This is a genomic window from Embleya sp. NPDC127516, assembly GCF_044765325.1.
Classification (GTDB): domain Bacteria; phylum Actinomycetota; class Actinomycetes; order Streptomycetales; family Streptomycetaceae; genus Embleya.
In genome coordinates, this window is record NZ_JBIWJT010000012.1 from 91,070 (window position 1) to 115,984 (window position 24,915).

The 24,915-nt window shown below is 70.5% G+C and carries 22 protein-coding genes and 1 tRNA gene; 7 read left to right on the forward strand and 16 right to left on the reverse strand.

The window, feature by feature from the left end:
• Positions 1 to 205 precede the first annotated feature (205 nt).
• The 4 genes from ACIRL2_RS23875 to ACIRL2_RS23890 all read right to left on the reverse strand — a co-directional run bounded on the left by ACIRL2_RS23875 (position 206) and on the right by ACIRL2_RS23890 (position 2,480).
• Positions 206 to 709, reverse strand: a complete 504-nt coding sequence (locus ACIRL2_RS23875; RefSeq protein WP_395866612.1) for a hypothetical protein — start codon at positions 707 to 709, stop codon at positions 206 to 208.
• A 59-nt stretch (positions 710 to 768) separates the two neighbouring features.
• Positions 769 to 1,146, reverse strand: a complete 378-nt coding sequence (locus ACIRL2_RS23880; protein ID WP_402234421.1) for a hypothetical protein — start codon at positions 1,144 to 1,146, stop codon at positions 769 to 771.
• Positions 1,147 to 1,449: 303 nt separating this feature from the next.
• Positions 1,450 to 1,641, reverse strand: a complete 192-nt coding sequence (locus ACIRL2_RS23885) for a DUF397 domain-containing protein (protein WP_395866616.1) — start codon at positions 1,639 to 1,641, stop codon at positions 1,450 to 1,452.
• On the reverse strand, positions 1,638 to 2,480 hold the full coding sequence (locus tag ACIRL2_RS23890; RefSeq protein ID WP_395866618.1) for a helix-turn-helix domain-containing protein: 843 nt from the start codon (positions 2,478 to 2,480) through the stop codon (positions 1,638 to 1,640). The genes ACIRL2_RS23885 and ACIRL2_RS23890 overlap by 4 nt, the downstream gene beginning before the upstream one ends.
• Before the next feature lie 147 nt (positions 2,481 to 2,627).
• Here ACIRL2_RS23890 and ACIRL2_RS23895 point away from each other — a divergent pair, with 147 nt between their 5' ends.
• The gene (locus ACIRL2_RS23895; RefSeq protein ID WP_395866620.1) at positions 2,628 to 3,086 is read left to right on the forward strand and encodes an ATP-binding protein; all 459 of its coding nucleotides are present in this window, start codon (positions 2,628 to 2,630) and stop codon (positions 3,084 to 3,086) included.
• Between the two features lie 106 nt (positions 3,087 to 3,192).
• Here the strand turns inward: ACIRL2_RS23895 and ACIRL2_RS23900 are convergent, their stop codons facing one another.
• Complete coding sequence (locus ACIRL2_RS23900; protein ID WP_402234424.1) at positions 3,193 to 5,364, reverse strand: plasmid pRiA4b ORF-3 family protein; 2,172 nt, start codon at positions 5,362 to 5,364, stop codon at positions 3,193 to 3,195.
• A 213-nt stretch (positions 5,365 to 5,577) separates the two neighbouring features.
• Here ACIRL2_RS23900 and ACIRL2_RS23905 point away from each other — a divergent pair, with 213 nt between their 5' ends.
• The 4 genes from ACIRL2_RS23905 (at position 5,578) to ACIRL2_RS23920 (ending at position 10,581) form a co-directional block, all read left to right on the forward strand.
• Positions 5,578 to 8,529, forward strand: a complete 2,952-nt coding sequence (locus tag ACIRL2_RS23905; RefSeq protein WP_402234425.1) for a DEAD/DEAH box helicase — start codon at positions 5,578 to 5,580, stop codon at positions 8,527 to 8,529.
• A 58-nt stretch (positions 8,530 to 8,587) separates the two neighbouring features.
• Positions 8,588 to 9,895: an SWIM zinc finger family protein gene (locus ACIRL2_RS23910; RefSeq protein ID WP_402234427.1), complete on the forward strand. Its 1,308-nt coding sequence runs from the start codon at positions 8,588 to 8,590 to the stop codon at positions 9,893 to 9,895.
• 154 nt (positions 9,896 to 10,049) lie between these two features.
• On the forward strand, positions 10,050 to 10,307 hold the full coding sequence (locus ACIRL2_RS23915; RefSeq protein WP_395866628.1) for a type II toxin-antitoxin system Phd/YefM family antitoxin: 258 nt from the start codon (positions 10,050 to 10,052) through the stop codon (positions 10,305 to 10,307).
• Positions 10,308 to 10,320: 13 nt separating this feature from the next.
• The gene (locus tag ACIRL2_RS23920) at positions 10,321 to 10,581 is read left to right on the forward strand and encodes a Txe/YoeB family addiction module toxin (protein ID WP_395866630.1); all 261 of its coding nucleotides are present in this window, start codon (positions 10,321 to 10,323) and stop codon (positions 10,579 to 10,581) included.
• Positions 10,582 to 10,729: 148 nt separating this feature from the next.
• On the opposite strand, the gene ACIRL2_RS23925 is transcribed toward ACIRL2_RS23920, so the two are convergent.
• From ACIRL2_RS23925 to ACIRL2_RS23955, 7 genes are all read right to left on the reverse strand, one after another.
• Entirely contained in the window at positions 10,730 to 12,106 is a 1,377-nt protein-coding gene (locus tag ACIRL2_RS23925; RefSeq protein ID WP_395866632.1) for a carotenoid oxygenase family protein, read from the reverse strand.
• A gap of 109 nt (positions 12,107 to 12,215) precedes the next feature.
• Positions 12,216 to 13,673 (reverse strand): MFS transporter, encoded by a 1,458-nt coding sequence (locus ACIRL2_RS23930; protein ID WP_402234430.1) that lies wholly within the window; start codon positions 13,671 to 13,673, stop codon positions 12,216 to 12,218.
• Positions 13,674 to 13,779: 106 nt separating this feature from the next.
• A complete protein-coding gene (locus ACIRL2_RS23935; protein ID WP_402234432.1) occupies positions 13,780 to 14,295 on the reverse strand; it encodes an SRPBCC family protein in 516 nt (171 codons plus the stop codon).
• Between the two features lie 141 nt (positions 14,296 to 14,436).
• Complete coding sequence (locus ACIRL2_RS23940) at positions 14,437 to 15,003, reverse strand: TetR/AcrR family transcriptional regulator (RefSeq protein ID WP_402234434.1); 567 nt, start codon at positions 15,001 to 15,003, stop codon at positions 14,437 to 14,439.
• Positions 15,004 to 15,053: 50 nt separating this feature from the next.
• Positions 15,054 to 15,461, reverse strand: coding sequence for a RidA family protein (locus ACIRL2_RS23945; protein WP_395866639.1), 408 nt, complete (start codon positions 15,459 to 15,461; stop codon positions 15,054 to 15,056).
• 437 nt (positions 15,462 to 15,898) lie between these two features.
• Positions 15,899 to 15,972 (reverse strand) — tRNA-Pro (locus ACIRL2_RS23950).
• A 49-nt stretch (positions 15,973 to 16,021) separates the two neighbouring features.
• On the reverse strand, positions 16,022 to 16,954 hold the full coding sequence (locus tag ACIRL2_RS23955) for a metallophosphoesterase (RefSeq protein WP_395866641.1): 933 nt from the start codon (positions 16,952 to 16,954) through the stop codon (positions 16,022 to 16,024).
• A gap of 168 nt (positions 16,955 to 17,122) precedes the next feature.
• On the opposite strand from ACIRL2_RS23955, the gene ACIRL2_RS23960 reads away from it, so the two are divergent.
• The gene (locus tag ACIRL2_RS23960) at positions 17,123 to 17,581 is read left to right on the forward strand and encodes a GatB/YqeY domain-containing protein (protein ID WP_395866643.1); all 459 of its coding nucleotides are present in this window, start codon (positions 17,123 to 17,125) and stop codon (positions 17,579 to 17,581) included.
• A 331-nt stretch (positions 17,582 to 17,912) separates the two neighbouring features.
• Here ACIRL2_RS23960 and ACIRL2_RS23965 read toward each other — a convergent pair whose 3' ends face one another.
• Positions 17,913 to 20,285, reverse strand: coding sequence for a transglycosylase domain-containing protein (locus ACIRL2_RS23965; protein WP_395866645.1), 2,373 nt, complete (start codon positions 20,283 to 20,285; stop codon positions 17,913 to 17,915).
• A 369-nt stretch (positions 20,286 to 20,654) separates the two neighbouring features.
• Between ACIRL2_RS23965 and ACIRL2_RS23970 the strand changes: the two genes are divergently transcribed.
• On the forward strand, positions 20,655 to 20,969 hold the full coding sequence (locus ACIRL2_RS23970) for a WhiB family transcriptional regulator (protein WP_020554910.1): 315 nt from the start codon (positions 20,655 to 20,657) through the stop codon (positions 20,967 to 20,969).
• 224 nt (positions 20,970 to 21,193) lie between these two features.
• On the opposite strand, the gene ACIRL2_RS23975 is transcribed toward ACIRL2_RS23970, so the two are convergent.
• The 3 genes from ACIRL2_RS23975 to kynU all read right to left on the reverse strand — a co-directional run bounded on the left by ACIRL2_RS23975 (position 21,194) and on the right by kynU (position 24,913).
• Positions 21,194 to 22,399, reverse strand: a complete 1,206-nt coding sequence (locus ACIRL2_RS23975) for an ArsA family ATPase (protein WP_402234437.1) — start codon at positions 22,397 to 22,399, stop codon at positions 21,194 to 21,196.
• A complete protein-coding gene (locus ACIRL2_RS23980) occupies positions 22,396 to 23,469 on the reverse strand; it encodes an ArsA-related P-loop ATPase (RefSeq protein WP_395866649.1) in 1,074 nt (357 codons plus the stop codon). The genes ACIRL2_RS23975 and ACIRL2_RS23980 overlap by 4 nt, the downstream gene beginning before the upstream one ends.
• A 148-nt stretch (positions 23,470 to 23,617) precedes the next feature.
• On the reverse strand, positions 23,618 to 24,913 hold the full coding sequence (gene kynU, locus ACIRL2_RS23985; RefSeq protein WP_395866651.1) for a kynureninase: 1,296 nt from the start codon (positions 24,911 to 24,913) through the stop codon (positions 23,618 to 23,620).
• Positions 24,914 to 24,915 lie beyond the last annotated feature (2 nt).

A 24,915-nucleotide genomic window follows, 5' to 3' on the forward strand; every position in this document is an offset into this window, starting at 1 on the left:
ACTACCTCGTTCGTAAAGACGACAACGGCTGCGCTCGCCGACACCCGGCGGAGCGAACCGAAGCGGACCAACCGACCAACCATAGACATGGGCCGCTTGATTCCCGCCGGCCGGAGCCCGTGCACGGCTCGGACCTCGACCGCGGCTGCACCGGGCGTTACACGGCGTGCGCCAACCGTGCCCACCTACGCAGATGCGCCATCGCCTAACGCCGTACGTTGAAGAACGTCAAGCCCTGCTGATCCGAGTCCTGCGCCTGGCCGCTCGCCGCCACGATCGCGAGTTGGACGCCGACTTTCCTGATCCAATCGTCGTCCGGGATGACGACCTTTCCGGAGAACGAGCCATCCGCGGCCGCGCGGAACTCGCCGAGCTGCGGATTCATCGGATCCTGGCAGATCACCTGAACGATTTTGCCCGGCTGGAACCCGGTGCCCGAGATCCGGATGGGCGTCCCCGGAGGACCCGAACTCGGCTCGATGGTGATCTCGGTATTGGCAGAGGTCGCGGCCGGCGTTTTGCCGTTGTCCTCGGTCACGCGCCCGACGAGCCACGCCACGGCGACGATCGCGGCCACGGCGACCGTGACCAGCATGACCAGCGTGAGGGGCCCCAACTGCTTGACGATGCTCTTGTTGTTTTGGGTGCGTGAACTGTTGTCCACGGTCATGTCGTGGCCGGCCTGGTACGCCGAGGCGTGGTCGTTCACCGAAGAGTGCATGTCCGACCGACTGGGGTGCTCGCCCGGGGACGGCGGCGGTGGCTGCGTCATGACGAGGTCTTCTTGACCGTCATGTCGCGACCGGCCAGATAGGCCTCTCCGTGGCCGGAGACGTTGGCGCTCATCCGGATGTTGGTGATGCCGGCGCGAGCGGCGTCGGGCAGCAACGGAGTCAGCTCTTCATCGAGGACGCGCTGCAACTCGGCGCGCAGCGAAGGGTCCTCGGACAGGAGCCGCCTGAGCTTGCGCTGCCAGTCGCCGATCAGGGCCTCTTCGACGGAACCGTCTCCGACCGCCCGTGCCTCGGTTACCTCGGTGCGGCAGTGCGCCAGTTCCGCCTCGATGGCCGGGACCTCCTCGGCCCGGCGTTGCCGCCAGAACGCCACCACGGCCTGGCGTGCCTGGTCCCAGGTCTGCGTCGCCATAGCCCCCACCACTGCGGATGCCGCAGCAAGTGTCAACGGATCCACGCGATTTCCCCCTCGCGTCCGAAATGCCACCCTCAACGGTAGCCGGCAGAGAGGCACTCCGCGCGTGTTCGCGACTATTCCGCGCCAGGAGTTCGGTTTGTTGACGAATCGCTCGACCTATCGCGGTCGCGGAGGAATCGGCGTCGTGGGATCGTCCGCCGCGCGAGCTTCGCGAGACAACGGGCATCGGGCGCGGAGCCGTTGCGCCCGGCGGCCTCGCCTCGACGGTGGCCGACTGCCTGGCCACCGTCGCGGTACTCAGCCCCGGTTGCCTGCCGTGTGCGCGGTGAAGCGGGACCACGCGGTGGGCGAGACGACGAGGGCCTGGGTGCGTACGTCCTTGGAGTCTCGGACATGGATCATCTCGGGGAGCACGGCGACCTCGACGCAGTTGTCGCCGGAGCTGCCGCTGTAGCTGCTTTTGGACCATGTCGACTCTGGGGTACTCATAGCGCTCCTCGCATCTCCTCCAACAGGCTCACCGTGGCATCGTGGCCGAGGGCCTGCGAGCGCAGCCTGCCATAGCGTTGGAGCATTGCGCTTACGTCTTTCGGACTTGTGATCAGAACGCTGGATTGTTGGCCCTCGGAGTATCCGACCCAGTTGTGCTCGGTGGTCTCGGCCAGATAAATGAGACCATCAATGCCCGCGTGGTCCTCCTTACGCAAAGGCATGACCTGAATCTCCACGTTGCGCAGCTTGGTGTGTGCAAGGAGGTGGTCCAGCAGGGCACGAGTGACTCCCGTGCCTCCCAAGCGCCTTTCAAGCAGGGCTTGTTCGATGATGAAGCTGAATGCCGTGTTCGGTCGTTCGATCAGTAGGCGCTGTCGTTCGAGTCGAGCGACCACCTGCTGTTCGATTTGGTCTTCGGACAGCGGAGGCAGCCTACGCTCGAAGATGGTTCGGACATACGTCTCTGGTTGCAGTAGTCCGGGAACCGCCCGGCACTCGTATGTGCACAGCGATACCGCGTCCTCCTCGATCCCCGCCCACTGCCGGAACCACGACGCCAATCCCGCCTTGCGCGACAAGCTCTGCGCCGCCGCCTTCAGCACGCGCCCCGCGGTCGGGCCGAGCGCCGCTTCGGAGCGTGTCACCAGGTCCTTGGGCGGGAAGCGTTTGCCCTGTTCGATCTTGGCGACGTAGTGCCCCGAGTAGCCCACGAGTGGCGCGAACTCTTCTTGCGTCAGCCCGGCTTCGTCTCGAAGAGCCTTGAGCACCACGCCGAACGTCTTGAGACTGTCCGACAACTCGGGCTCACCGCACCTGCCAACATTCTCCGCCGTCATCCCTGCCACCCTCCGTTCCCGAGCCCCGGCAACGTGGTTCATTGTCACGGTGGGTTACTCACCCAGTCCATATGGTCAACCAGTACAGATCCGGTTGTACTGGCACAATCCCTGTTCTCGACCCCGTCGAGCTGCGAACTCTGGGGGATGACCTTTCCACTGATGCAAGTCGGCGCCACCGCACGCGTGTTCACCCGGTGCTTCGCGGCGACCGGGAGCGGTGCGCGCCAGGCACGTCGTTTCGCCACGTACCAGCTGGCGACCTGGGGCATCCCGTACGGCAGCAGGGCATCCGAAACGGTGGCCCTGGTGGTCGGAGAACTCGCCGCGAATGCCGTGCTGCACGGACGTGTTCCGGACACCGACTTCGTGCTACGACTCGCCTACGACAGCGCGACCGGCGTTGTGCGAGTCGAGGTCGCCGACGCCCACCCCGCCCGACCCGTGTGTGCGCCTGCCACGCTCGGAGACGCCGAAAGCGGTCGCGGCCTGCTCATCATCCACTCCGTCGCGACCTGTTGGGGAGTAGCCGAGCAACCAGGACCGGGCAAGATCGTCTTCGCGGAAATGAACACTCACGAAGCGGAAGCCCCCGGGCCCGGATGAGTCGACGGCCCGGCGACCTCGCAAGCGGTCGTCAGCCCGGGTTGCCGCCGACTTCGCTGCAAGCCGATCCCCTCGGTCATGGTGAAGGCGTCCCATGCGCCCGACCTCACCGTCGGCGCCGGGATCCGACCTTGGTCGCGGACCTGCGCAGCCGCTTGGCCAGCGCCTTGTCCCGAGTCCTCAGGTGTCGCCCCGCCGCATCCAGGACGGCGCCGGTGGCCGGGTGGTCGCAGCGCCACAGGTCGTCGGCGATCTCATCGAGGAGGGGCAGCAGCGAGTCCCCCTCCTGGTCCAGGAATGTGGCCAGTGCCTCGTCGGCGACGCCGAGTGGACCCCACAGATGGTCCACGAGCCACCAGAGTTGGAGTTCCGTGCCGTGTCCTTCGGGAAGCTCGCCGCGACCGGCCAGCGTGATCGCCGCGATCTGGGCGCAGCCGGGGACCTGGGAGGCCGCGGCTTTGCGTAGGACCCTGAGCGCTGTGGGCTCGTCGAGCTGCGCAAGCACCGCTGTCGCGCTCAGCCGGCGCAGGGCCGCGTCGGCGTCCAGTCCGGCGCAGGAGTCGATGAGTTGGACCGCGGCCGGGCCCTGACCCCGGTGGCTGATCCAGCCGGCGATCTCGGCGCGCGCGGCGTCCTCGTCGTAGTCGAGCAGGCCGTCCAACAGGGTCGGGGCGTCCGCGGTGGCCAGTTCGCCGATCAGCGGAGCGGGGACTCCCTCGGTGAGCAGGTACTCGCGCAGGCCGTGGCGTCCCAGCGGGGTCAGCCTGAGCCGGATCCCGGGCAGGGCGAGGTCGATGCCGCCGGCGGTGACTCCTTGGAGGCCGGGCACGTGCAAGCGGATGTGATCGAGCTCCCCATCCGTCTTCTCCTCCACCTCTGCCGCCCGGTACTCGGCGAGGACCACGGCCGCTTGGTCGAGGATCCGCCGGAGGAGCAGTTCGACCAATCCGGCTTCCTGTTCGGAGAGGCCGTCGTCAAGAGCGCTGTCGCGAAGAGCCTCGGCGAGCAGCGCGGTGTCCAGCCATTCGCCGTCGGAAACCTCGTACAGCGCCCGCAGCACCACGGCCGCCAGGCCGGAGCCGTAGCCGTCCTTGTCCTCGTGCTCCAGGCCGAGCGCGACCGACAACATCGGGGGCAGGCCGAGGCTTTCGAGGTCGTCGAGGATGTCGAGTTCGCCGTCGAGCGACCGGCTCCAGAACTCCACGACTCCTTCGTCCTCCGCCGTGGCGGCCAGATCGGGGCCGGGACGTGCGGTGCCTGCGCCGATCCGCAGCAGACCCGTGTACAGGGCAAGCTGCCAGGGGTCGTCCAGGCAGGGCAGGTCGCCGGAGCTGCGCAGGCGCCCGAGCCGCTTGTCGCGCTCCGCCGGCTGGAGTGCGCCCAGTTCGTCGTCCAGTGACCACAGTTCGAGTTCCTGGACGGCCCGGCGGCCGAGTGCGGGTTTGAGCACGTCCCGGGACGTGACGGCTCGTCCGCCCTCGCACCAGTGGGCAAGGCGGAGCGCGGCGTCGATCAGCGGCACCTGCCGTGCGGCGTCGGCGAGGTCCGCGAGCGGCGCCAGGGAGACCGGGCGCACCGGGGCGAACTCCACGTCGAGGTCCTCGTCGTCGTGGATCTCTCCGCAGGAGCAGCGCCGCCCGTCGGGGGTGTCCTCGGCCGACCCGGATGCCGGGGTGGCCTTGGGCCGCCTCGGCTCCAGGGCGGCCAGTTGCCGGTCCAGGGCCGTGCGGTCGAAGGCAGCGGGGTCGAATCCCTCCTCGCGCAGGGATTCGACCCGGTCCGTCCACGGCTCGGGAGTCGGTGCCGGGCGGTTCTCGACGGCGTCGAGTACGCCCTGTAGCGCCCAGGCGCCGCCGGTGTCCTCGGCGGAGGGCATGGCGCGGCGTCCACCGGTGCAGTGGACGCGCCGGCTGCCGGAGGACGCGGGGAGGATCTTCTCCAGGGTGATCAGGTGCCGCCAGTTGTCACCGAAGTCGTAGGTGTACTCCAACCGCCTGCCCACGAAGGGCAGGAGTTCGGCCACGGACGCGGATTCCTCGTCGAAGTCGCGGCTCGGGTCGCGGTCCAACGGTGCGTCGAAGTCGACGAAACCGACGTCGGAGTCGGGTTCGGCGAAGCAGTGCAGGTGGGAGTCGTCCCAGCCGAAGCAGACCTGGACGATGTCGTGCAGGGAGCCGAGCGAGGTGTCGGCGGGCAAGGTGATCCGGCGCCAGATCGGCGGACTGGTGTTTCGCAGTGCGATCTTGAGCTGGTAGGTGGGCACGGGCTCGGCGGTCACGGCGAAGGTTCCCTCGAAGCGGAGGCGGAGGCGGATTCCGGCACCGGAGTGGGGGCTGCGTCGAAAATACACAGCAGCCGCAAGGCGATGCTGACGGCGTCATCTTCTCGCATTGCGCCGAGTGGGCGTAGTCGCATTTGACACATGCTGTCCACCTGTGTGGATAGCCTTGACCTGCCGAGGGTTCGCGCGGGTTCCGCGCCTAGCTGTGGAGTGGGTGTGGTGGCGAAGATCTACCCGTCGGCGGAGTCCGCGAGCGTACGCACGGCCGAGTCCGGAGGGTCGGCCGCGTCCGGGGCGGCCCCTGCGGACCGGGAGCGACTGCTCGCTCTGCTGTCCGAACTCGCCGCGGGCGAGGCGGTGTTTCTTCCCGCGGACCCGCCCCGGTCGGGCCGGGTGGCCTTCTGGACATCCGGCGGCCGGCCGCCGGATCTCGGGGTGGAAGCCGAGCAACTCACCGTGGTGCGCCCGCGCGGCTCGTCCGTGAGCCGAGCCCGGGTGGGCGCCGTGCTGCTGCCGGTGGAGCAGGCGCTGCCGCTGCTGACCCGCTGCCGGGCGCTCGGTGTGGACGGCGGCGGGCGGGTGTCGGCCGGCACCGCGTTCTGGGGCACGGCGGCCCTGCACGGTCTGGACCTGGTGGCCCGGGGCCGGGTGCTGCCCGGGGTGTCACCGGAGGGCTTCGACGCGTGGCGGGTCGGCCCGCTGGACGTCGACGACCACGAGCGGCTGGGTGCCCTGGCCGCGGCCATGCCTCCCGAGGCCCGCGCGGTCGCGGTCCCCGGGCTTTCCCCGCTTGCCCTGCCGCCCGCCGAGCCGCTGCTACGGGCCTTCCTGGATGCGGTGGCCGATTCCCTCACGCGGCCTCCCGCTGCCCGCCAGGTGGCCGGCGGAACGGCGTTCGCGGTTCGAGCGCCGCAGTCCGTACCCGGGCAGCGCGCTTGGGCGGCGGAGGTCGCCGCCGGCCGCGACGCCGGTCTGGCGGTGTCGTTGCGGCTGGAACTGGGCCGTGCGGACTCCTTCCGAGCCGTGGTCCAACTACGCAGCCTGAGCGATCCCACCGTGCTCGCCGACGCCGCGGACCTGTGGTCCGGCCGGGCCTTCGCCCCCGAACTGTTCGGCCCACGGGCTCGGGTGGACACCTTGCTGACGCTGCGCCGGGCCGCTCGCGCCTGGCCCCCGGCCGCGCGGCTGCTGGAGGCGGCCGCCCCGACCGGCCTGGAGCTGTCCGACGAGGAGGCCAGGGCCTTGCTCAGTGACGCGGCCGAGAGCCTTGCCGCGGCCGGGGTCGCCGTGCACTGGCCCAAGGAGCTGGTCCGCGAGTTGACCGCCGCCGGGGTCCTGGAACCCGCTCGCCGCAAGGGGACACGGTCCTCGGCCGAGTCTTTCCTGTCCTCCGGCGGGCTGTCGGAGTTCCGCTGGCGGGTGGCGCTCGGCGACCGGGAACTCACCGAGGAGGAGCTGGAACGGCTGGTCCAGGCACACCGGCCGATCGTGCGGCTGCGCGACCAGTGGGTGGTCGTGGACCCGGAGTTGGTCCGCCGCCTGCGCCGGGCCGCGCAGTCCGGGGCACCGTCGCTGACCGCGATCGACGCGCTGGGCGCCGCGCTGACCGGCGACGTCGAGGTGGACGGCGAACGGGTGGCGGTCACCGCGAGCGGTGCGCTGGAGGAGCTGCGGTCCCGGATCGCCGACCCCGAGGCCCGCGCCGCGCGCGAGCCTCAAGGGCCCCCGAAGGCTCTGCTCGCGACCCTGCGTGACTACCAACTGCGCGGCCTGAACTGGCTGCACCGGATGACCTCACTCGGGCTCGGCGGCTGCCTCGCCGACGACATGGGCCTGGGCAAGACCGTCACCCTCATCGCACTCCACCTGCGGCGCCAGGAACGAAAGGCCACCGCAGGCCCCACCCTCGTGGTGTGTCCCGCCTCCCTGCTCGGCAACTGGGAGCGCGAGATCCTCCGCTTCGCACCGGCCACCCCGGTACGCCGCTTCCACGGCCCCGGCCGCGACCTGGACGGGCTTGAGAGGGGAGCCGAGGGCGGCTTCGTCCTGACCACCTACGGCACCATGCGCCGCGACGCCGAACGCCTCGCGGACCACCCCTGGGGTCTGCTCGTCGCCGACGAGGCCCAGCATGTCAAGAACCCGTACGCGCACACCGCTCGGGCGCTGCGCGAGATCCCCTCGCGGGGTCGGGTCGCGCTGACCGGCACCCCGGTGGAGAACAACCTGTCCGAGCTGTGGGCACTGCTCGACTGGGCCACCCCCGGCCTGCTCGGCACGCTCACCTCCTTCCGCGAGCGCTATGCCAAGGCCGTCGAGGGCGACCGCGACGAGCAGGCCGCCCGGCGGCTGGCCGCGCTCGTTCGCCCCTTCCTGCTGCGCCGGCGCAAAGCCGACCCGGGCATCGCGCCCGAACTACCACCCAAGACCGAGACCGATCAGCCGGTGTCGCTGACGAAGGAACAGGTCTCGCTGTACGAGGCACTGGTACGCGAGCTCATGGCCGAGATCGAGGGGAAACAGGGCATCACCCGACGCGGTCTGGTGCTGAAACTGCTCACCGGCCTCAAGCAGGTCTGCAACCACCCGGCGCAGTTCCTGAAGGAGCCGGCCGGCGCGAAGCTGCCGGGCCGCTCCGGGAAACTGGAACTCCTGGACGAACTCCTGGACACCGTCCTGGCGGAGGAGGGATCGGCCCTGGTTTTCACCCAGTACGTGGCCATGGGCAGGCTGATCGAGCGTCACCTGGCCGAGCGCGGTGTGGACACGCTCTTCCTGCACGGAGGCACCACGGTCAAGCGCCGTGAGGAGATGGTCGACGCCTTTCAGGCCGGCGAGAAAAAGGTGTTCCTGCTGTCCCTCAAAGCCGCCGGGACCGGCCTGAACCTGACTCGGGCCGGACACGTCATCCACTACGACCGCTGGTGGAACCCGGCGGTGGAGGACCAAGCCACCGACCGCGCCTATCGGATCGGACAGACCCAGCCGGTGCAGGTGCACAAACTGATCGCCGAGGGGACCGTGGAGGACCGGGTCGCGGAGATGCTGCGGCAGAAGCGCGAACTGGCCGACTCGGTGCTGGACTCGGGCGAGGCGGCCTTCAGCGAACTCGGCGACGACGAACTGGCCGAACTGGTCGCGCTGCGAAGGACGGGACGATGACCAGGCGTGCCGGGTCGGACCGGGGAACCAAGCCCGTGACGCCGCGAAGGACGGGACGATGACCAGGCGCACCCCGTCGGACCAGGAAGCCGTCCGCACCTTCGAGGCGTTCCCGTCCACCAAGGGCAGTCGAGCGCCGTTCGCCGAGTCCTGGTGGGGCCGCGAATGGCTGCGCGCGCTGGAGGAGTCCTCCCTGGACTCCGGGCGCCTCCAGCGCGGCCGGACCTATGCGCGCGGCGGTGCGGTGGGCCGGGTCACCATCAGCCGCGGTACGGCCGCCGCCCCGGTGCACGGTAGCCGCCGCACCCCGTATCGCTCCACGATCCGGGTCGAGCGGCTGACGGACCGACAGTGGGACCGACTGCTCGACATGATCGCCGACCGGGCCGCCAACATCGCCGCTCTCCTCGACGGCGAGATGCCCGCCGGACTCGCCGACGACGCCGTGGCCGCCGGCGTCCCGCTGCTGCCCGGTCCCCGCGACCTCGACCCAGAGTGCAGTTGCCCCGACTGGGGTTACCCCTGCAAACACGCCGCCGCGCTGTGCTACCAGGTCGCCCGACTGCTGGACCGCGACCCCTTCGTGCTGCTGCTCCTGCGGGGGCGCGGCGAGCGGGAACTGATGGACGAACTCGGCCGTCGCAACACCGCGCGAGCGGCGGCCGAAGCCGCGGCGGACGCGGTGGGCGCGGGCCCGGCCGTACCTCCGGCCCGGGCCGGCGACCCGGCCGGTCTCGCCTTCGCCGCCCGAACCGAACTGCCGCCCCTGCCCGCGCCGCCTGCATTGCCCGAACGGCCCGGTCGAGGCCCCGCACTGGTGGACTCGGCGGTCCCGGAGCCCGGTGTGGACCCCGCCGCGCTCGAACTGCTCGCCGCCGACGCCGCGACGCGCGCCCATCACCTGCTGGCCGCAGCCCTCGGCGAGCGGCACGCCGACACGGCCCCACCCCTCCCGCTCACCGAATGGCAGGACGCCGTCCGCCTGGCGGCCGCCCACCCGACGCCGGAGGTCCTCACCCGGATCTCCTCGAACTGCGGCCGTACCCCCGGCGAACTCGCCCTCGCCACCCGCGCGTGGCGGCACGGCGGCACGGCATCCCTGGAAGTGCTGGAAAACCACTGGACGCCACCCGCCACCCGCCTGGAACGCGACCGCGAGGCGCTGCGGGCGAACTGGCCCGACGGCAAACCACCCCGACTCCGCTCCTGGCGCAACCGCTGGACCGTCGAGGGCCGAGCCGCCCAACTCCGCCTGGGCCGGGACGGCCTGTGGTACCCGTACACCAAGGACCGAGGCACCTGGTGCCCCGCCGGCCCACCCGACGCCGACCCCGCCATCGTCCTGACCACCCTCCTCGACCCCTGACGCCGCCCTCGGGCCGCTCAGGGGTCCTGGTCACGGCGGAGTTGCCCGGCGTGCGCGGTCATGCGTCCGGGGCGCCCGGCCGAGGGTGTCGCCCGGAGACTTGCCGCCCCACCAAAGGCGACGTACAGTTTCTTGTACTTAAGGAGGGTGGGCCATGAAGACCATGACGTACTCCGAGTCTCGCGCGCGCTATGCCGAGGTGCTCAACTCCGTCAACGACGACCGCGAAGAGGTTGTCATCACCCGAGCCGGACACGACCCGGTCGTGATCGTCTCCCTGGAGGACTACGAGTCCTTGAAGGAGACCGCCTACCTGTTGCGAAGCCCTGCGAACGCCCGGCGTCTGCTCGCCTCCATCGACGAGTTGGAAAACGGCGGCGGCACCGTACGCGAACTGACGGCCGACGAGTGAGGGTCGGCGGCGTATGAAGATCACGTTCTCTTCCCGCGCCTGGGAGGACTACCTGTGGTGGCAGCTTCAGGACCGGAAGGTCCTGAAGCGCATCAATACGCTCATCGCGGATATCTCCCGAACGGGCAACGAGGGGATCGGCAAACCCGAACCGCTCAAGCACGGGTTCCAGGGCTACTGGTCGCGCCGCATCAACGACGAGCACCGACTGATCTACAAGGCCACCGAGGACACGGTTCTGATCGCGCAGTGCCGCTACCACTACGAGAGCTGACCCGACCCGAGCGGATCAAGCTCATGGACGGCGTACGCGTCCAGGGGTCGTTGCTCGGTGACGACTCGGGGCGAGCTGTTTCGTGTGGTGGGTACGTGCGCGGCCCCGCACTTGGTGTGCGGGGCCGCGGGGGAGTCGGAGGGGCGGGTCAGCGGGCGTCCGGGATCCAGGAGCCGTGGATCATCGCGGGGACCCGGCGGGGGAGGTGGACGGTGGCGACCGGGGGCGCGGTCAGGTCGCGGGCATCGAGGACCAGGAGCCGGGAGCTGTCGGTGTTGAGGTCGCCGACGACGCTGAGGAGGTATCCGTGGTCCTCGGCGGCGGCGTGCGCGGCGGGGACGAAGACGGCCTCGCTGGGGAGTTGGCCGACGCCGATGGGGCGCAGCTGCCGGGCGCCGGTGGCGCGGTCGTACTTGACGAAGGTGTGGTTGCCGACGCCGTCGTCGTCCGGGAAGGCCAGTGCGTACTGGTAGCGGTGCGGGCGGCCGAGCAGGGTCTCGTTGATGGTCGGGAACTCGACGATCAGGTCGTCGGTCTGCTCCTCGCGTGCCACGCCCGCGGCCAGGTCGATCGTCCACCGGCGGCTACGGGAACCGGAGGTGGGCTCGGCACCACGACCCGGTGCGCCGACCCACCAGTTCCAGGAGCGCTGCCAGCCGGTGCGGTCCACGGTCGCGCCCTCGACGATGATGCGGCCCAGTGCGTCCTGGTACGCGTTGGCGAAGTGCATACCGAACCCGGCGCCGACGTCGAACCAGCGGATGTTCGCCGCGCCGCCGGGACCCATCGGCATGACGCCGACGCGGCAGGGCTGCGCGTCGCTCCAGCTGTACGGGATGCCGGAGGCCTCGGTGTGGTCGAAGGTGACCGATCCTTCGAGGAACACGACATGGTGCTCGGTGATCGCGAAATCGTGCTTGAGCGCGGCGGATGCGCCGGGGACGTCCTGGCTGAGCGTCAGGTCGCCCTGCGGGGAGACCACGTAGTGGGTGAGGAACGGCGGGAACGGCGACGATGCGAAGAAGTGCAGTTCGCCGGTGGCCGGGTCCTCCTTGGGGTGCGCGGTCATGAAGGACTTCAGCTTGCCGCCGAAGTCGTAGGCGCCGACGGTGTCCAGCTCGGGGGTGAGCTCGTACGGCAGCGCCGACTCGCACAGGGCGAGCAGCCGGCCGCCGTGCTCGATGACGTGGGTTCCGGCGGTGCTGACGGTGAAGTCCGGGCCGTGCTCGGTCATGTACGGCGCGCCGTCCAGGGCCGGCGTGCGCACCCAGCGGTTGCGGTACCACTCGGCGCGGCCGTCGCGGAGCCGAATGCCGTGGACCATGCCGCTGCCCTTGAACCAGTGGCTGGGGATGACGCCGGGCTTGGGGTTGTGGCCGGCGCGGAGCAGGCTGCCGGTGAGTTCGGGCGGGAGGGTGCCTTCGACGGTCAGGTCGGTGGCGGTGATCTCGTCGGCGACGGGGGCGTAGTGGCCGGTGAGGTAGGGCTTGCGGGCGGCGGGCCGGCCTGCGGCGGTGGTGTTCATGTCGGGTTCCTTCCGGTCTGCGGCTCTCGGGTTTGGGGCTCTCGGCTCTGCGGTTCTCGGGTCTGCGGGTCGGGCGAGGTGCGGGGGCGTGCTTCGGTTGCGGCGGAGTTCAGGGGGTCGGCGTGGTTCGCCGGGTGAGCAGGGGAGTCAGCAGGGCGCCGACGGCGGCGATGCCCGCGGAGACCAGGAAGGCGGTGCGGTAGCCGTCGGTGAGCGCGACCTCGTGGGGGACCGCCGATCCGGCGGCATCGGTGCGCGCGGTGGCGAGGGTGCCGAGTACGGCCAGCCCCAGCGCACCGCCGATCTGCCGTGTGGTGTTGACCAGTCCGCCGGCCGACCCCGCGTCGGCGGTCGGGACTCCGGCGACGGCCGCGCCGGTGAGTTGGACGAAGGCGGCGCCGAGGCCGAGGCCGACGACGACGGTCGGGCCGAGGAGGTCGCCGAGGAAGCCGCCGTCCGCCGATATCCGGGAGAGCCACAGGAAGCCGCCGGCGATGGTGGCCATACCGGCCGCGAGCACGGAGCCCGCTCCGAACCGCCGGGCGAGCCGTGGTGCGACGGCCGCGCCGAGCATGTTGGCCACGGCAAGCGGGAGTTGTGTGAGCCCGGCCCGCAAGGCGGTGTATCCCAGGGCTTGTTGCTGGTAGAGCGGCAGGAAGAAGAACAGGCCCACCCACACGCCGCCCAGCAGCGTCATCACGAGGTTCGCCGGAGCGACCGCGCCGGACCTGAGCAGGCGCGGCGGCAACAGCGGTGCGCTGTGGCGCCGTTCCAGCACCGCGAACAGGCCGAGCAGGGGTACGGCGACGGAGATCGCGGTCAGGACCCGGGGGTCGGTCCAGCCGTTGCGGCCCGCGGTGGTCAGGCCGTAGGCGAGGGCGACCAGTCCGAGTGTCACCGTCGCGGTGCCGCCGAGGTCGAAGGAGCGGGTACCGTGGTCCCCGGCCGGCCGTGTGCCCGGCAGCAGCCGGGAGGAGGCGGCCAGCACGGCGCCGCCGAGCACCGCGACCGCCACGAACACCGCACGCCAGCCGAAGGCTTCGGTGAGCACGCCGCCCAAGAGGACGCCCGCTGCGCCGCCCGCCCCCGATACCGCGCCCCACACGCCGAGCGCCTTGCCGCGCGCCGGTCCCGGTGCGAAGGTCCGCATGACGAGCGCCAGCGCGGCCGGTGCGATCGCGGCGGCGCCCAGCCCTTGGGTGGCCCGGGCCGCGATCAGCAACCACGGTGCGGTGGACGATGCCGCCGCGACCGACGCGGCGGTGAAGACGGCGAGTCCCGCGAGCAGGACTCGGCGCTGTCCCAGCAGATCGGCGAGCCGCCCGCCGGGCAACAGCAGCGCGCCGAAGGCGAGGCCGTACGCGTTGACCACCCACGCCATCCCGTCACCCGACAGGCCGATCCCGTCGCGGACCTGCGGCAGGGCGACGTTCACGATCGACGTGCTCAGCACCACCGCGAACTGCGCTGCCGCGAGGACGGCCAGCACCCGACCGGCCGGGCCGGCGGCCGGGTCCGCTGCGGTGGAGGGCGGGTCCGCCGGTTGGGCGAGGGGTGCCGAGGACATGGGGGACTCCTGTTCCGGGGTCGTCTCGATGTGGCTTAGTGTGTGATTGATCAATCATTCTTTGCCGCAAAAAAGAACGCCCCGGCTGGCCGCGCACGAGCGCGCGTCAGTCGCAGCGTTCCGCGCGTTGCTTGAGGTTGTTCAGCCAATGGCCGAGCGAGCCGTCGAGCGCCTGCTGCAGGAACTCCTTGTTCGCCTCGACGGGTTCGCCGGTCCAGGACTCCTCGGTGTGGACGCGCACACCTTCCTTGGTCTTGGTGAACGTCCACACGTGGACCGCCGTGATGCCCTGGGCCGGCCCGCCCCACACGATGCGCCGCTTCGGGTCGACCTGCTTGACCGTGGACGTGATGTCCTCCAGGCCCTCGGTCGACCAGACCCACGACGATCCCGGACGCAGCGGCCCCGGCGTCTGCTTGACCACCGAGCTCACGCCGGGCTGCCAGGCGGGCCATGTCTCGACGTCGGTCTGGATCCGCCACACCCGGTCCAGTGGCGCGTGGATGGTGATGTCGTCGCGGGTGATGACCGGGGCGTTTTCGTCGATGCCGATCGAGCCGTGTCCGCCGGGCGAGAAGGCGAGCGGGAGGGCGGTGGCGATGGCGATGGCGGCGGCCAACATGGGGGACTCCTCGGGGGTGGGGTGGATTGAGGTGCGGCGAGGTCGTAACTTGAATGAGTGATCAACCACTCACTGCAAGGTCCGGCCAAAGGCGCTCCCGGGCGGTGGTGTGGTGCGACGTGGGGATGTGGCTCGGACGGGTCAGTAGTGCCGGATGCCGGCCGCGAGTGTGCGCGTCCACGGCGCGTCCACCTCGGCGGCGCCGATCGCCGACACCAGGTGGCACAACATCCCGCGGGCGAAGAACTGCTGGACCTGCGCGTCGTCGCCCCCGGAGGCGCCGCGCACGTACTCGACGAGCCGGGCGTACCCGGTGCGCACCACATCGCGCACGGCGGGCTCGGAAGCCGCCGCGGCCTGGGCGTGGATCTGCACCAGGAGCAGGTCGTTGTCGGTGATCAGGCGGGCGTACGCCTCACCCATGGCGGACAGCACCGCCTCGGGCGAACTGCCCTCGGCCGCCGCCGCGCCGCGCTCCAGGCTCTCCCGGACGCGGAGGAAGCAGTACTCGACCACGGCGACGAACAGGCTCTCCTTGTTCGGGAAGAGCCGGAACACGTAGGCCTGCGAGATGCCCGCGGCCTTGCCCACCTCGGTGGTCGTCGTGCCGTAGTACCCCTTCGCCGCGAACGCCCCGATGGCGGTGCGCAGCACCGTCTCGCGGCGTTCGTCGGCGGTGGAGAGTGTTCGGCGTGGTTCCGTCTTCATGTGAGTACTCAATCACTCACACCCTGCGGCGTCAACCCCGGCGTGCTGGTTCAGTCGATGACAGCGATCGCCTCGACCTCGACCAGGTGCTCGGGGACGTCCAGCGCCGCGACGCCCAGCAGAGTGCCCGGCGCTACCGGCGTGACGCCCAGCTTCCCGGCCGCCCGCGACAGCCCGTCCAGGAACAGGGGCATCTTGTCGGGCGTCCAGTCGACGACGTAGACGGTCAGCTTCGCCACGTCGTCGAAGGACGCGCCCGCCCCGGCCAGGGCGGTGGCGACGTTGAGGTAGCACTGTTCGACCTGCGCGGCGAGATCGCCCGGGGCGGCCGTGACGCCGTCGGCGTCCCAGGCGACCTGCCCGGCAACGAAGACCAGCTTCGACCCGGTCGCGATCGACACCTGCCGGTACACGTCGATCTCCGGCAGTCCGCCGGGGTTCACCAGGGTGATGGCCATGCTGTTCGCCTCCTCGTCCTGCGGGCCGCAGCCCGTTCCCACCGAATCGAGGCGATCGCTCTCTTTCGGTTACTCGGAAACCGTAGGAGAGTCTGCACTGACGTGGAAGAACGCACTTTTCGGTGAGAGGGGAACCAGATGGTGACCATGCAGTTCACGGCCCATCGACGAGCCGGATCCGATGTCGCCAACAAATGGGCTCTCCGCTATTGCCACAAAGGAGTACCCGGCGGCCGAACCGACCTGGGTCGGGTCCGCGACCCCGGGCGCGAAGAGCAGGAAGTCCGGTTTCTCGAAGAAGAACAGAAAGCCCCGCGATCGCGTCGGCAAGGCGGCGGCCTACTCGGGCCTCGGCGTGCTGGTCCTGGTGGAGCCGTGGCCGCCGCTACGCAAAAAAGAGACCCTTCCGGAAATTCCGGAAGGGTCTCCAATCCGAGTCGGGGTGGCGGGATTTGAACCCACGGCCTCTTCGTCCCGAACGAAGCGCGCTACCAAGCTGCGCCACACCCCGATGCTGCGCGTTCAGCTTAGCGGGTCGGGGGCCTGAGGCGAAATCCGGTTTAGCGGGGGGCCGGGGGGAGGGAGCCGGCGGTGGATTGACGGGGTGTCAGGGTGAGGAGGGTGGCCTCGGGGGGGCAGGCGAAGCGGAAGCGGGCGTAGCGGGAGGTGCCGCAGCCGGCGGAGACGTGGAGGTAGGCCTCGCGGTCGGCGGAGGTGTGTTTGGACAGGCCCTTGGCGCGCTTGCGGTCGAGGTCGCAGTTCGTGGTGAGCGCGCCGTAGAAGGGGACGCAGACCTGGCCGCCGTGGGTGTGGCCGGCGATCACGAGGGGGTAGCCCTCGGCGGTGAAGGCGTCCAGGGCGCGCAGGTACGGGGCGTGCACGACGGCGAGCGAGATGTCCGCTGCCGGGTCGGGGCCGCCGGCCACCTGTTCGTAGCGGTCCCGGTCTATGTGCGGGTCGTCCAGGCCGACCAACTCGATCTCCAGGCCGTCCACCTTGACGCGGCCGCGCGCGTTGTTGAGGTTCTCCCAGCCCGCCGCGTCGAAGCCGTCGCGCAGGTCGGTCCACGGGTTTTCGCGGCCGAGCCGGCGGGTGCCGTCGTCGCGGCGCAGGTAGCCGGTGGGGTCCTTGGGGCGCGGGCCGTAGTAGTCGTTGGAGCCGAATACGTACGCTCCCGGCCGGCCGAGCAGCGGGCCGAGCGCGTCGAGCGTCTCGGGCACCGCGTCCGGGTCGGACAGGTTGTCGCCGGTGTTCAGCACGAAGTCGGGGTGCAGCGCGTCGAGCCGGCGCAGCCACTCCTGCTTGCGGCGCTGGCCGGAGACCATGTGGATGTCGGACACCTGCAGGATCCGTACCGGCCGCGCCCCGCGTGGCAACACCGGCACCTCGACCCGGCGCAGACGGAACGAACGGGCCTCGTAGGCCGCCGCATAGGTGAGGCAGGCGGCCCCGGTGACGGCAACGGCTAGGGGGAAGGCTGAACGCGGTCGCATCCCTCCATGCTGGCAGAGCCGGCCGGTCGTCGGCAGTCTCGATGGCGTTGTGCCGCTCCGCCGACCACAACGCGGCAGGTCGGCACGACGCCCTCGACAGGTCCGCCTCGGGCCGCACCCGGGTAATTGGGTGGGGCACCCACGCCCACGGCTGCGACACTTGACCCCATGAGCCCCTTCAAGAGCCGTTTGCAGAGCGACCTCACCGAGGCCATCCGGTCCCGTGACGAACTGGTCTCCTCGACGCTGCGCCTCACCCTGACCGCGATCACCAACGAGGAGGTCGCGGGCAAGACGGCCCGCGAGCTGTCCGACGACGAGGTCCTCAAGGTCATCGTGCGCGAGGCGAAGAAGCGTCGCGAGGCCGCCGAGGCCTTCGAGAACGGTGGCCGGACCGAGTCCGCCGCCCGCGAGCGCGCCGAGGGCGAGGTCCTCGCGGCCTACCTGCCGGCGCAACTGTCCGACGACGAGCTCAAGGTGATCGTCGCCGACGCCATCGCGGAGACCGGGGCGAGTGGTCCGCAGGCGATGGGTCAGGTCATGAAGGTGGTCCGTCCCAAGGTCGGCGACAAGGCCGAGGGCGGCCGGATCGCCGCCGAGATCAAGAGCCAGCTCGGCACCACCTGACCCGACGCGGCCCCGGCCCACACCGGCCCACCCGGGCCCGATTCCGGCCGACCGCACCCGACACGACGACGATGGCGGTGCCCCCCAGAAACAGGGGAGCACCGCCATCGTCGTTCACGCGGAGCCGACGGAGCCGAGGGAGCCGAGGGAGCCGAGGGAGCCGAGAGAGCCGACGTGGCCGCGGAGCCCACGGGCCCGCAGAGCCCCGGAGTCACGAACCCGCAGAGTCACGAACCCGCAGAGTCACGAACCCACGGGCCCCGCCCGACACCGGATTCACCAAGGAGCCCGGCCGACACCGGCCCCCTCGGTCGTCACCCGTCGGCGCCCCTCACCCGTCGTCACCAAACCCGCCACCCCCGGGCCCGCCCCCGATCGGCGGCCACGAGTGCCCCGGCGGTCGCGTCGACTCCGGCGGCTTGGTGTTGCCGCCTCCGCCACCACTGTTGCCCCCGTTACCCCCGCCGGGCGGCGTGGTGTTGGTCGGCGTGGTCGGCGGAGTCCACGGCGGCCGCGTGTTCGTACCGCCCGTCGGCGGCCGGTTCTGATCCCGCGGCTTGCCGTCGGTCGGCTTCTTGTTCGGGTCCGGCTTCGCCGGGATCGTCCCCGAGGGGGGATCGACGAAGCCGGGCGCTTCCACGCCCTTGAGCGCACCGGACATCGCGGACTTCCAGATCGGTCCGGGGACCTGTCCGCCGTAGACCTTGTCGTGGCGGACGCCGGCGATGGTGATGTCGACCATCTCGACGTCGTCCTTGGCGCCACCGATCCAGACCGCGGTGGACAGGTTCGGCGTGTAGCCGACGAACCAGGCCGCCTTGCGCTCGTTGGTGGTACCGGTCTTGCCCGCGTTGTCCCGGTCCTTCAGGCCGGCCTGGGTGCCGGTGCCGTCCTCGACCACGCCCTTGAGCAGCGCGTTGATCGTGTCCGCCGTCGACTGCTTCATCACCTGCTTGCAACCCGCCTGGGGGACGGGCAGCTTGGTGCCGTCGAGCTTGGCCACCTCGGTGACCGCGATCGGCGAGCAGTAGACCCCACGGCTGGCGAACGCGGCGTACGCGGCGGCCATGTTCATCGGCGCGACCGTGTTGGCGCCCAGCGTCATGCTCGGCACCTGCTCCAGCGCCTTGCCGTTGCCCTGGTGCACACCGAGCTGGTCGGAGAGCGTCGCGATCGGACACAGCCCCACGTCCTTGGACAACAGGACGAAGTACGTGTTGATCGACTTCTCCAGCGCGGTCTGCATGTTCCAGGTGCCGGTCTCGCTGCGGCTCTCGTTCTGCGGCTGGTACTGCGGGTCCCGGGCCGCGTCACCGCAGGTGCGGAACTTCTCTTTCCGCATGTCGATGTCGTAGCCCGTGGAGTACTCCTGGTCGACCTTCATCCCGCTCTCCAGCGCCGCCGCGGCGGTGATCGGCTTGAACGTCGAGCCGGTCTGGAAGCCGTACGTCGAGCCGCCCATGGAGTGGTCGACCGAGTAGTTGAGCGTGGTCTCGTAGTCGCCGAACCCGTACGGCCGACTCTGCGCCATCGCCTTGATTTTGCCGCTGCCCGGCTCGACCATGACGACCGCGTCGGCGACCGGGTCCTTTTGGAGTACGCCCTTGGTTGCGGCGGTGTAGGCCGACTTCTGGGCCTTTCGGTCCAACGTGGTGGTGATCCGCAGACCGCCCTCGCGCCACAACCGGTCGCGGTCTCCCTTGTTCGCGCCGAACGCCGGGTCGTTCTTGACCACCCGTTCGACGTAGTCGCAGAAGAACGCGGCACCGTCGATCTGGTCGGCGGTGATGCAGCCGTTGGGCAGCGGCTGGGTCTTCAGGTTCAGTTCGGTGGCCTTGGCCGCGTCGGCCTCGACCTGCGAGATGACCTTCACCTCGGCCATGCGCTGCAACACTATGTTGCGTCGTTCCCGGGCGGCGTTCGGGTAGCCGATCGGGTCGTACGCCGAGGGCGCCTGCACCACGCCGGCCAGGGTGGCCGCCTCGGTCAGGGTCAGGTCCTTGGCGTGCTTGCTGAAGTAGCGCTGCGACGCGGCCTCGACGCCGTACGCCTGGCGGCCGAAGAAGGTGATGTTGAGATACCTGGTGAGGATCTCGTCCTTGGACAGCCGTTGTTCCAGGCCGATCGCGTACTTCAGTTCCTTGACCTTGCGGGAGACCTCCTGGGCCTGGGCCTTGGCCACCTTGGCCGGGTCGTTGCCGGCCTCCTCCACGAAGATGTTCTTCACGTACTGCTGGGTGAGACTGGAACCGCCCTGCTTGGATCCCGTGCCACCCGACTGCTGATTGCGCATCAGGGCGCGCAGGGTGCCCTTGAGGTCGATCGGACCGTGCTCGTAGAAGCGCGAGTCCTCGATCGCCACGATCGCCTGACGCATGATCGGTGAGATCTGGTCGAAGTTCACCAGGATGCGATACCGGTCGTAGACCATCGCGAGCTGGTTGCCCTCGGAGTCGAGGATGTACGACGGCTGCGACAGGAACGGTTGATCCAGATCACTGGGCAGATCGTCGAAGTTTTCCGACGCCGCCTTCGCGGTCAGGCCGAAGCCTCCCACGAAGGGCAGCGCGATTCCCGCGACCAGGGCGCCGGCGAGGATGCTCGCACCCACGAAGGCGGCGAACCGTCCCACGAAGCCCAACGGGGATCGTGAGCGGGACGAGCCGCGTTTCGGGCGGGCCGAGCCGGAGGAAGTTCGGGCCATGGGCGACAGCCTACGTGCCGAAACACCCTACGCGGTGAAGGGACTTCGCCTAAGCTGGCGGAGCAGCCGGGGGATCCGTGTCAGTAGCCATTTCACTCTTTAGAGTGAATGCGGCCGGATGTCGGATCTCGCTGCCGTGCTCTGTGCCGCGGACGTGCCTCCTTCTGAGTGAAGCCGTGACCGGAAACGCAAGAGCATTCACCCGGACGGGTGGGTCCATATTTGCGCATAGTCCTTCCGGGCCATCGATGACTGCCCGCACAGGGGCTGTTGCGCGTGCCCAGGGTTTCGTACCGTCCTGCTTGGCGTCGGGAATTCCCTTCGCCGCCGTTGGGGGAGCCTCGAAAATCGGGAGAGGACGGCACCAGCATGAGCTGGGTTACCGACTGGAGCACGCAGGCCGCCTGCCGGAGTACCGATCCGGATGAGCTGTTCGTGCAGGGGGCGGCGCAGAACCGCGCCAAGGCAGTGTGCACCGGGTGTCCGGTCCGCACCGAGTGCCTGGCGGACGCGCTGGACAATCGAGTGGAGTTCGGCGTCTGGGGTGGCATGACCGAGCGGGAGCGGCGCGCGCTGCTGCGCCGCCGGCCGATGATCACCTCGTGGCGTCGGCTGCTGGAGACCGCGCGCGAGGAGTACGAGCGCGACATCCACGGAGACGAGGAGTTTCGGGTCGCCGGCTGAGCACGTGTCGACGGCCGAACGCCACCTCGTTCGCACGTGAGAACCCGCCGGGGCCGGGAGTCAGGCCCGGGTCCCGGCGGGTACGGACGAACCCCGTGGCACGGCGGGTCGATACGGAGGACAGCCGCGGCGCGGCGCGCGTGGGTGCGGATGAAACCGGGTGAAACCGATCGAAAGCGATCGTGCGTCGCCGAGCGGATTCGGGCTGCCGGCGGACCCCGGGCTCAGCCCGTGCCCAGGCTCTCGCCGATCACCCGCAGCCCGTCCAGGTCGTGCACGTCACCGGGCAGCGCCGGAACCTCGGCCACCCGCACCTCGGGGTGGATCGAGGTGAAGCGCGTGCGCATGCGCTCCTCCCGGTCGATCACCCGCAACCGCTCGGCGTGCAGCGTCAGCAGTCCCGCGACCAGGCGCAGGTCGGCGGGCCGCGACGGGTGCTCACCGTCGAGCGGTTCGACCTCCTCGACCTCCTCGGCCGGCGCGAGCTGTTCGGCCTGCTCCGCCTGCTCGGTCAGCGCCTCGGCCGCGGCCACGCTGCGTTCCGCGGACAGCCGACCGGCGCGCGTGGCGTGCACGCGGTTGAGCACGAGGCCGGCCAGCGGCATGCGCTCGGTGCCCAGCCGGTCGACGAAGTACGCGGCCTCGCGCAGCGCGTCCTTCTCCGGCGCGGCGACCACCAGGAACGAGGTGCCGCGCGCCTGGAGCAGCTTGTAGGTCGCGTCGGCCCGCTTGCGGAAGCCGCCGAAGGTGGTGTCCAGCGCGGCCACGAAGGTCTGGATGTCGGTCAGCAGGTGGGTGCCGACCACCTTGCTGAGCGCGCCGGTCATCAGGCCCATGCCCGCGGACAGGAACTTGAGCGCGCCGCGCCCGCCGACCTTGGCGGGAGCGGAGAGTATCCGGATCAGCCGGCCGTCCAGGAACGAGCCCAGGCGCTGGGGGGCGTCGAGGAAGTCGAGCGCGGACCGGCTCGGCGGGGTGTCCACCACGATCAGGTCCCACTCGCCGGTCGCGTGCAACTGGCCCAGCTTCTCCATCGCCATGTACTCCTGCGTACCGGCGAAGCTGGAGGACAACGATTGGTAGAACGGGTTGTCCAGGATCTGCTGCGCGCGCTCGGGGTCGGCGTGTTGTTCGACGATCTCGTCGAACGTGCGCTTCATGTCGAGCATCATCGCGTGCAGGCTGCCGCCCTTGGTCTCGTCGACGTCGACGACCCGGCGCGGCGTGTTGTCCAACTCGGTCAGGCCCATCGACTGGGCGAGCCGGCGTGCGGGGTCGATGGTCAGCACCACCACGTCCCGACCGCGTTCGGCCGCGCGCAGCCCGAGCGCCGCGGCGGTGGTGGTCTTGCCGACGCCGCCGGAGCCGCAGCACACCAGGATGCGGGTGCCCGGGTCGTCGATCAGCTCGTCGATCTCCAGCCTGTTCATGCCATCCCCTGCTCGCGCAGCGCTTCGGCGAGGCGGTACAGACCGCCCAGGTCCATTCCGTCGGCCAGCAGCGGCAGTTCGTACACCGGCAGGTCCAGCCCGCGGACCAGGGCGCGGCCGGTGCTCTCCAACTCGATCCGGCTCGCGTGCTCGTCGGCCTCGGCCAGCAGCGAGGTGACCAGCGGCCGGGTGGGCTTGATGCCGCCCGCGACCAGGCCGGCCTCGAGCAGCTCGGCGGTGAGCCGCTGTCCGGTGTCGCTCTCGTCCTCGGCTTGGAGCGGCGGCCGGGCCATGTTGATCACCACGCCGCCGGTGGGCAGGCCCGAGTCGCGCAGTTCGGTGACGCCGTCCACGGTCTCCTGGACCGGCATCTCCTCCAGCAGGGTGACCAGGTGGACCGCGGTCTGCGGTGAGCGGATCACCCCCATCACCGCCTCGGCCTGGGTGTGGATCGGGCCGAATCTGGCCAGCCCCGCGACCTCGGTGTTGACGTTGAGGAAGCGTGCGATCCGGCCGGTGGGCGGCGCGTCCATGACCACCGCGTCGTAGGCGAACTTCCCCTGCGTGCGGCGCCGGGCCGACTCGCACGCCTTGCCGGTCAGCAGCACGTCGCGCAGCCCCGGCGCGATGGTGGTCGCGAAGTCGATCGCCCCGAGCTTCTTCAGGCCCTTACCGGCCCGACCCAGGTGGTAGAACATGTCGAGATATTCGAGCAGCGCCTCTTCCGGGTCGATCGCGAGCGCGTACACCTCGCCGCCACCCGGGGCGACCGCGATCTTGCGGTCCTCGTAGGGCAGATGCGGGCAGTCGAAGAGCTGCGCGATGCCCTGTCGCCCCTCCACCTCGACCAGTAGCGTGCGCCGCCCGCCCGAGGCCAGCGCCAGTGCCAGCGCGGCGGCCACGGTGGTCTTGCCGGTGCCGCCCTTGCCGCTGACCACGTGCAGGCGCACGCCCTCCCAGTCGGCGTTGCCGTCGGTCGTGCGTGCGCCCGCCGTCGAGGTGCTCACGGCGTCCGTCCAGCGGGTACGGCCGGGGCGGCCGGCGCGACGGTCGTCTCGGGTACGTGGCATGCCCGGATCCCTGCCCTCGAAGGCTTGCGCCATTCGGCCGCAGCCGAGGCGTTACCGGACCCGTGTGACCGCGCACCCAAACTCACGAGTCGAGCCTAACCACCCCGTCCCCGCCCGGTCGGAGGTGATCCCCCTGTGGTGACCCGCGTCACGTCACCGTCGCCCGAACGGCGTAGCGCGCGTCCTTGTACGCCCCCGTCTCCAGGATGTCCCCGAGGACGCGCGCGGCCTCGACCACGTCGGCGTGGCCGATGTAGAGCGGGTTGAACCCGAAGCGCAGCACATCCGGCGGCCGGACGTCGCCGATCACGCCCCGGTCGATCAGCGCCGCCATCACCGCGTGCGGTTCCGGGTGGCGCACCGCGACCTGGCTGCCGCGCCGCGCGTGCTCGAGCGGGGTCAGCGTCTCCAGGCCCAGATCGGTGACGCAGGCGATGAACAGGTCGGTCAGCGCCAGGCCCTTGGCCCGCACGGCCGTCATGGACACGTCGTCGTAGGCGCCGAGCGCGGCTTCGAGCGCGAGCATCGACAACAGCGGCGGGGTGCCTATCCGGGCCCGCTCGATGCCCGGCGCGGGCGCGTATCCCGGCTCCATGCCGAACGGGTTCGCGTGCCCGTGCCAGCCGGTCAGGGCGGGCGCGAAGTCGGCGATGTGCCGCTCGGCCACGTAGACGAACGCCGGCGCGCCGGGGCCGCCGGACAGGTACTTGTAGCCGCAGCCGACGGCGAGGTCGACGTCGTGCGCGTCCAGGTCGATCGGGAACGCGCCGGCGGAGTGGCACAGGTCCCACAGCGCCAACGCGCCGACCGCGTGCGCCGCGGCGGTCAATCCGGGCAGGTCGCGCAGTTCGCCGCTGCGGTAGTCGACGTGGTTGTAGGCGATCACCGCGACCGTGTCGCCGTCCGCGCGCAGCACCTCGGCGAGTTCGCCGACCGGGACCCGGCGCACCTGGGCGCCGAGCAGGCCGGCCATCGAGTCGGCCAGGTAGAGGTCGGTGGGGAAGCTGTCCGGGTCGGCCAGCACCACGGTGCGTCCCGGGCGCAGCCGCAGGGCACCGGCGATCGCGTTGAAGATCTGCACCGACGTCGAGTCGCCGCACACCACCCGACCGGGCGCGGCGCCGATCAGCGCGCCGATCCGGTCGCCGATCCGCGCGGGCGCCCCCCACCAGTCGTTGGCGTTCCAGGAGCGGATCAGGTCGGTGCCCCACTGGCGGTGCACCGCGTCGTTCAGCGCCTCGGGCACCGCGGCGGGCAGCGCGCCCAGCGAGTTGCCGTCGAGGTAGATCACGCCTGCCGGCAGCAGGAACCGCTCGCGCACGTGCGCCAGCGGGTCGGCCGCGTCCAGTTCGGCGGCTTCGGCCACCCGTCCGGCCGCTAGGCGACCGTTGGAGAGTCGGACCGACGCGTCGTCGGCGGCCGTGTTCGGCAAGGAATCGGACATGC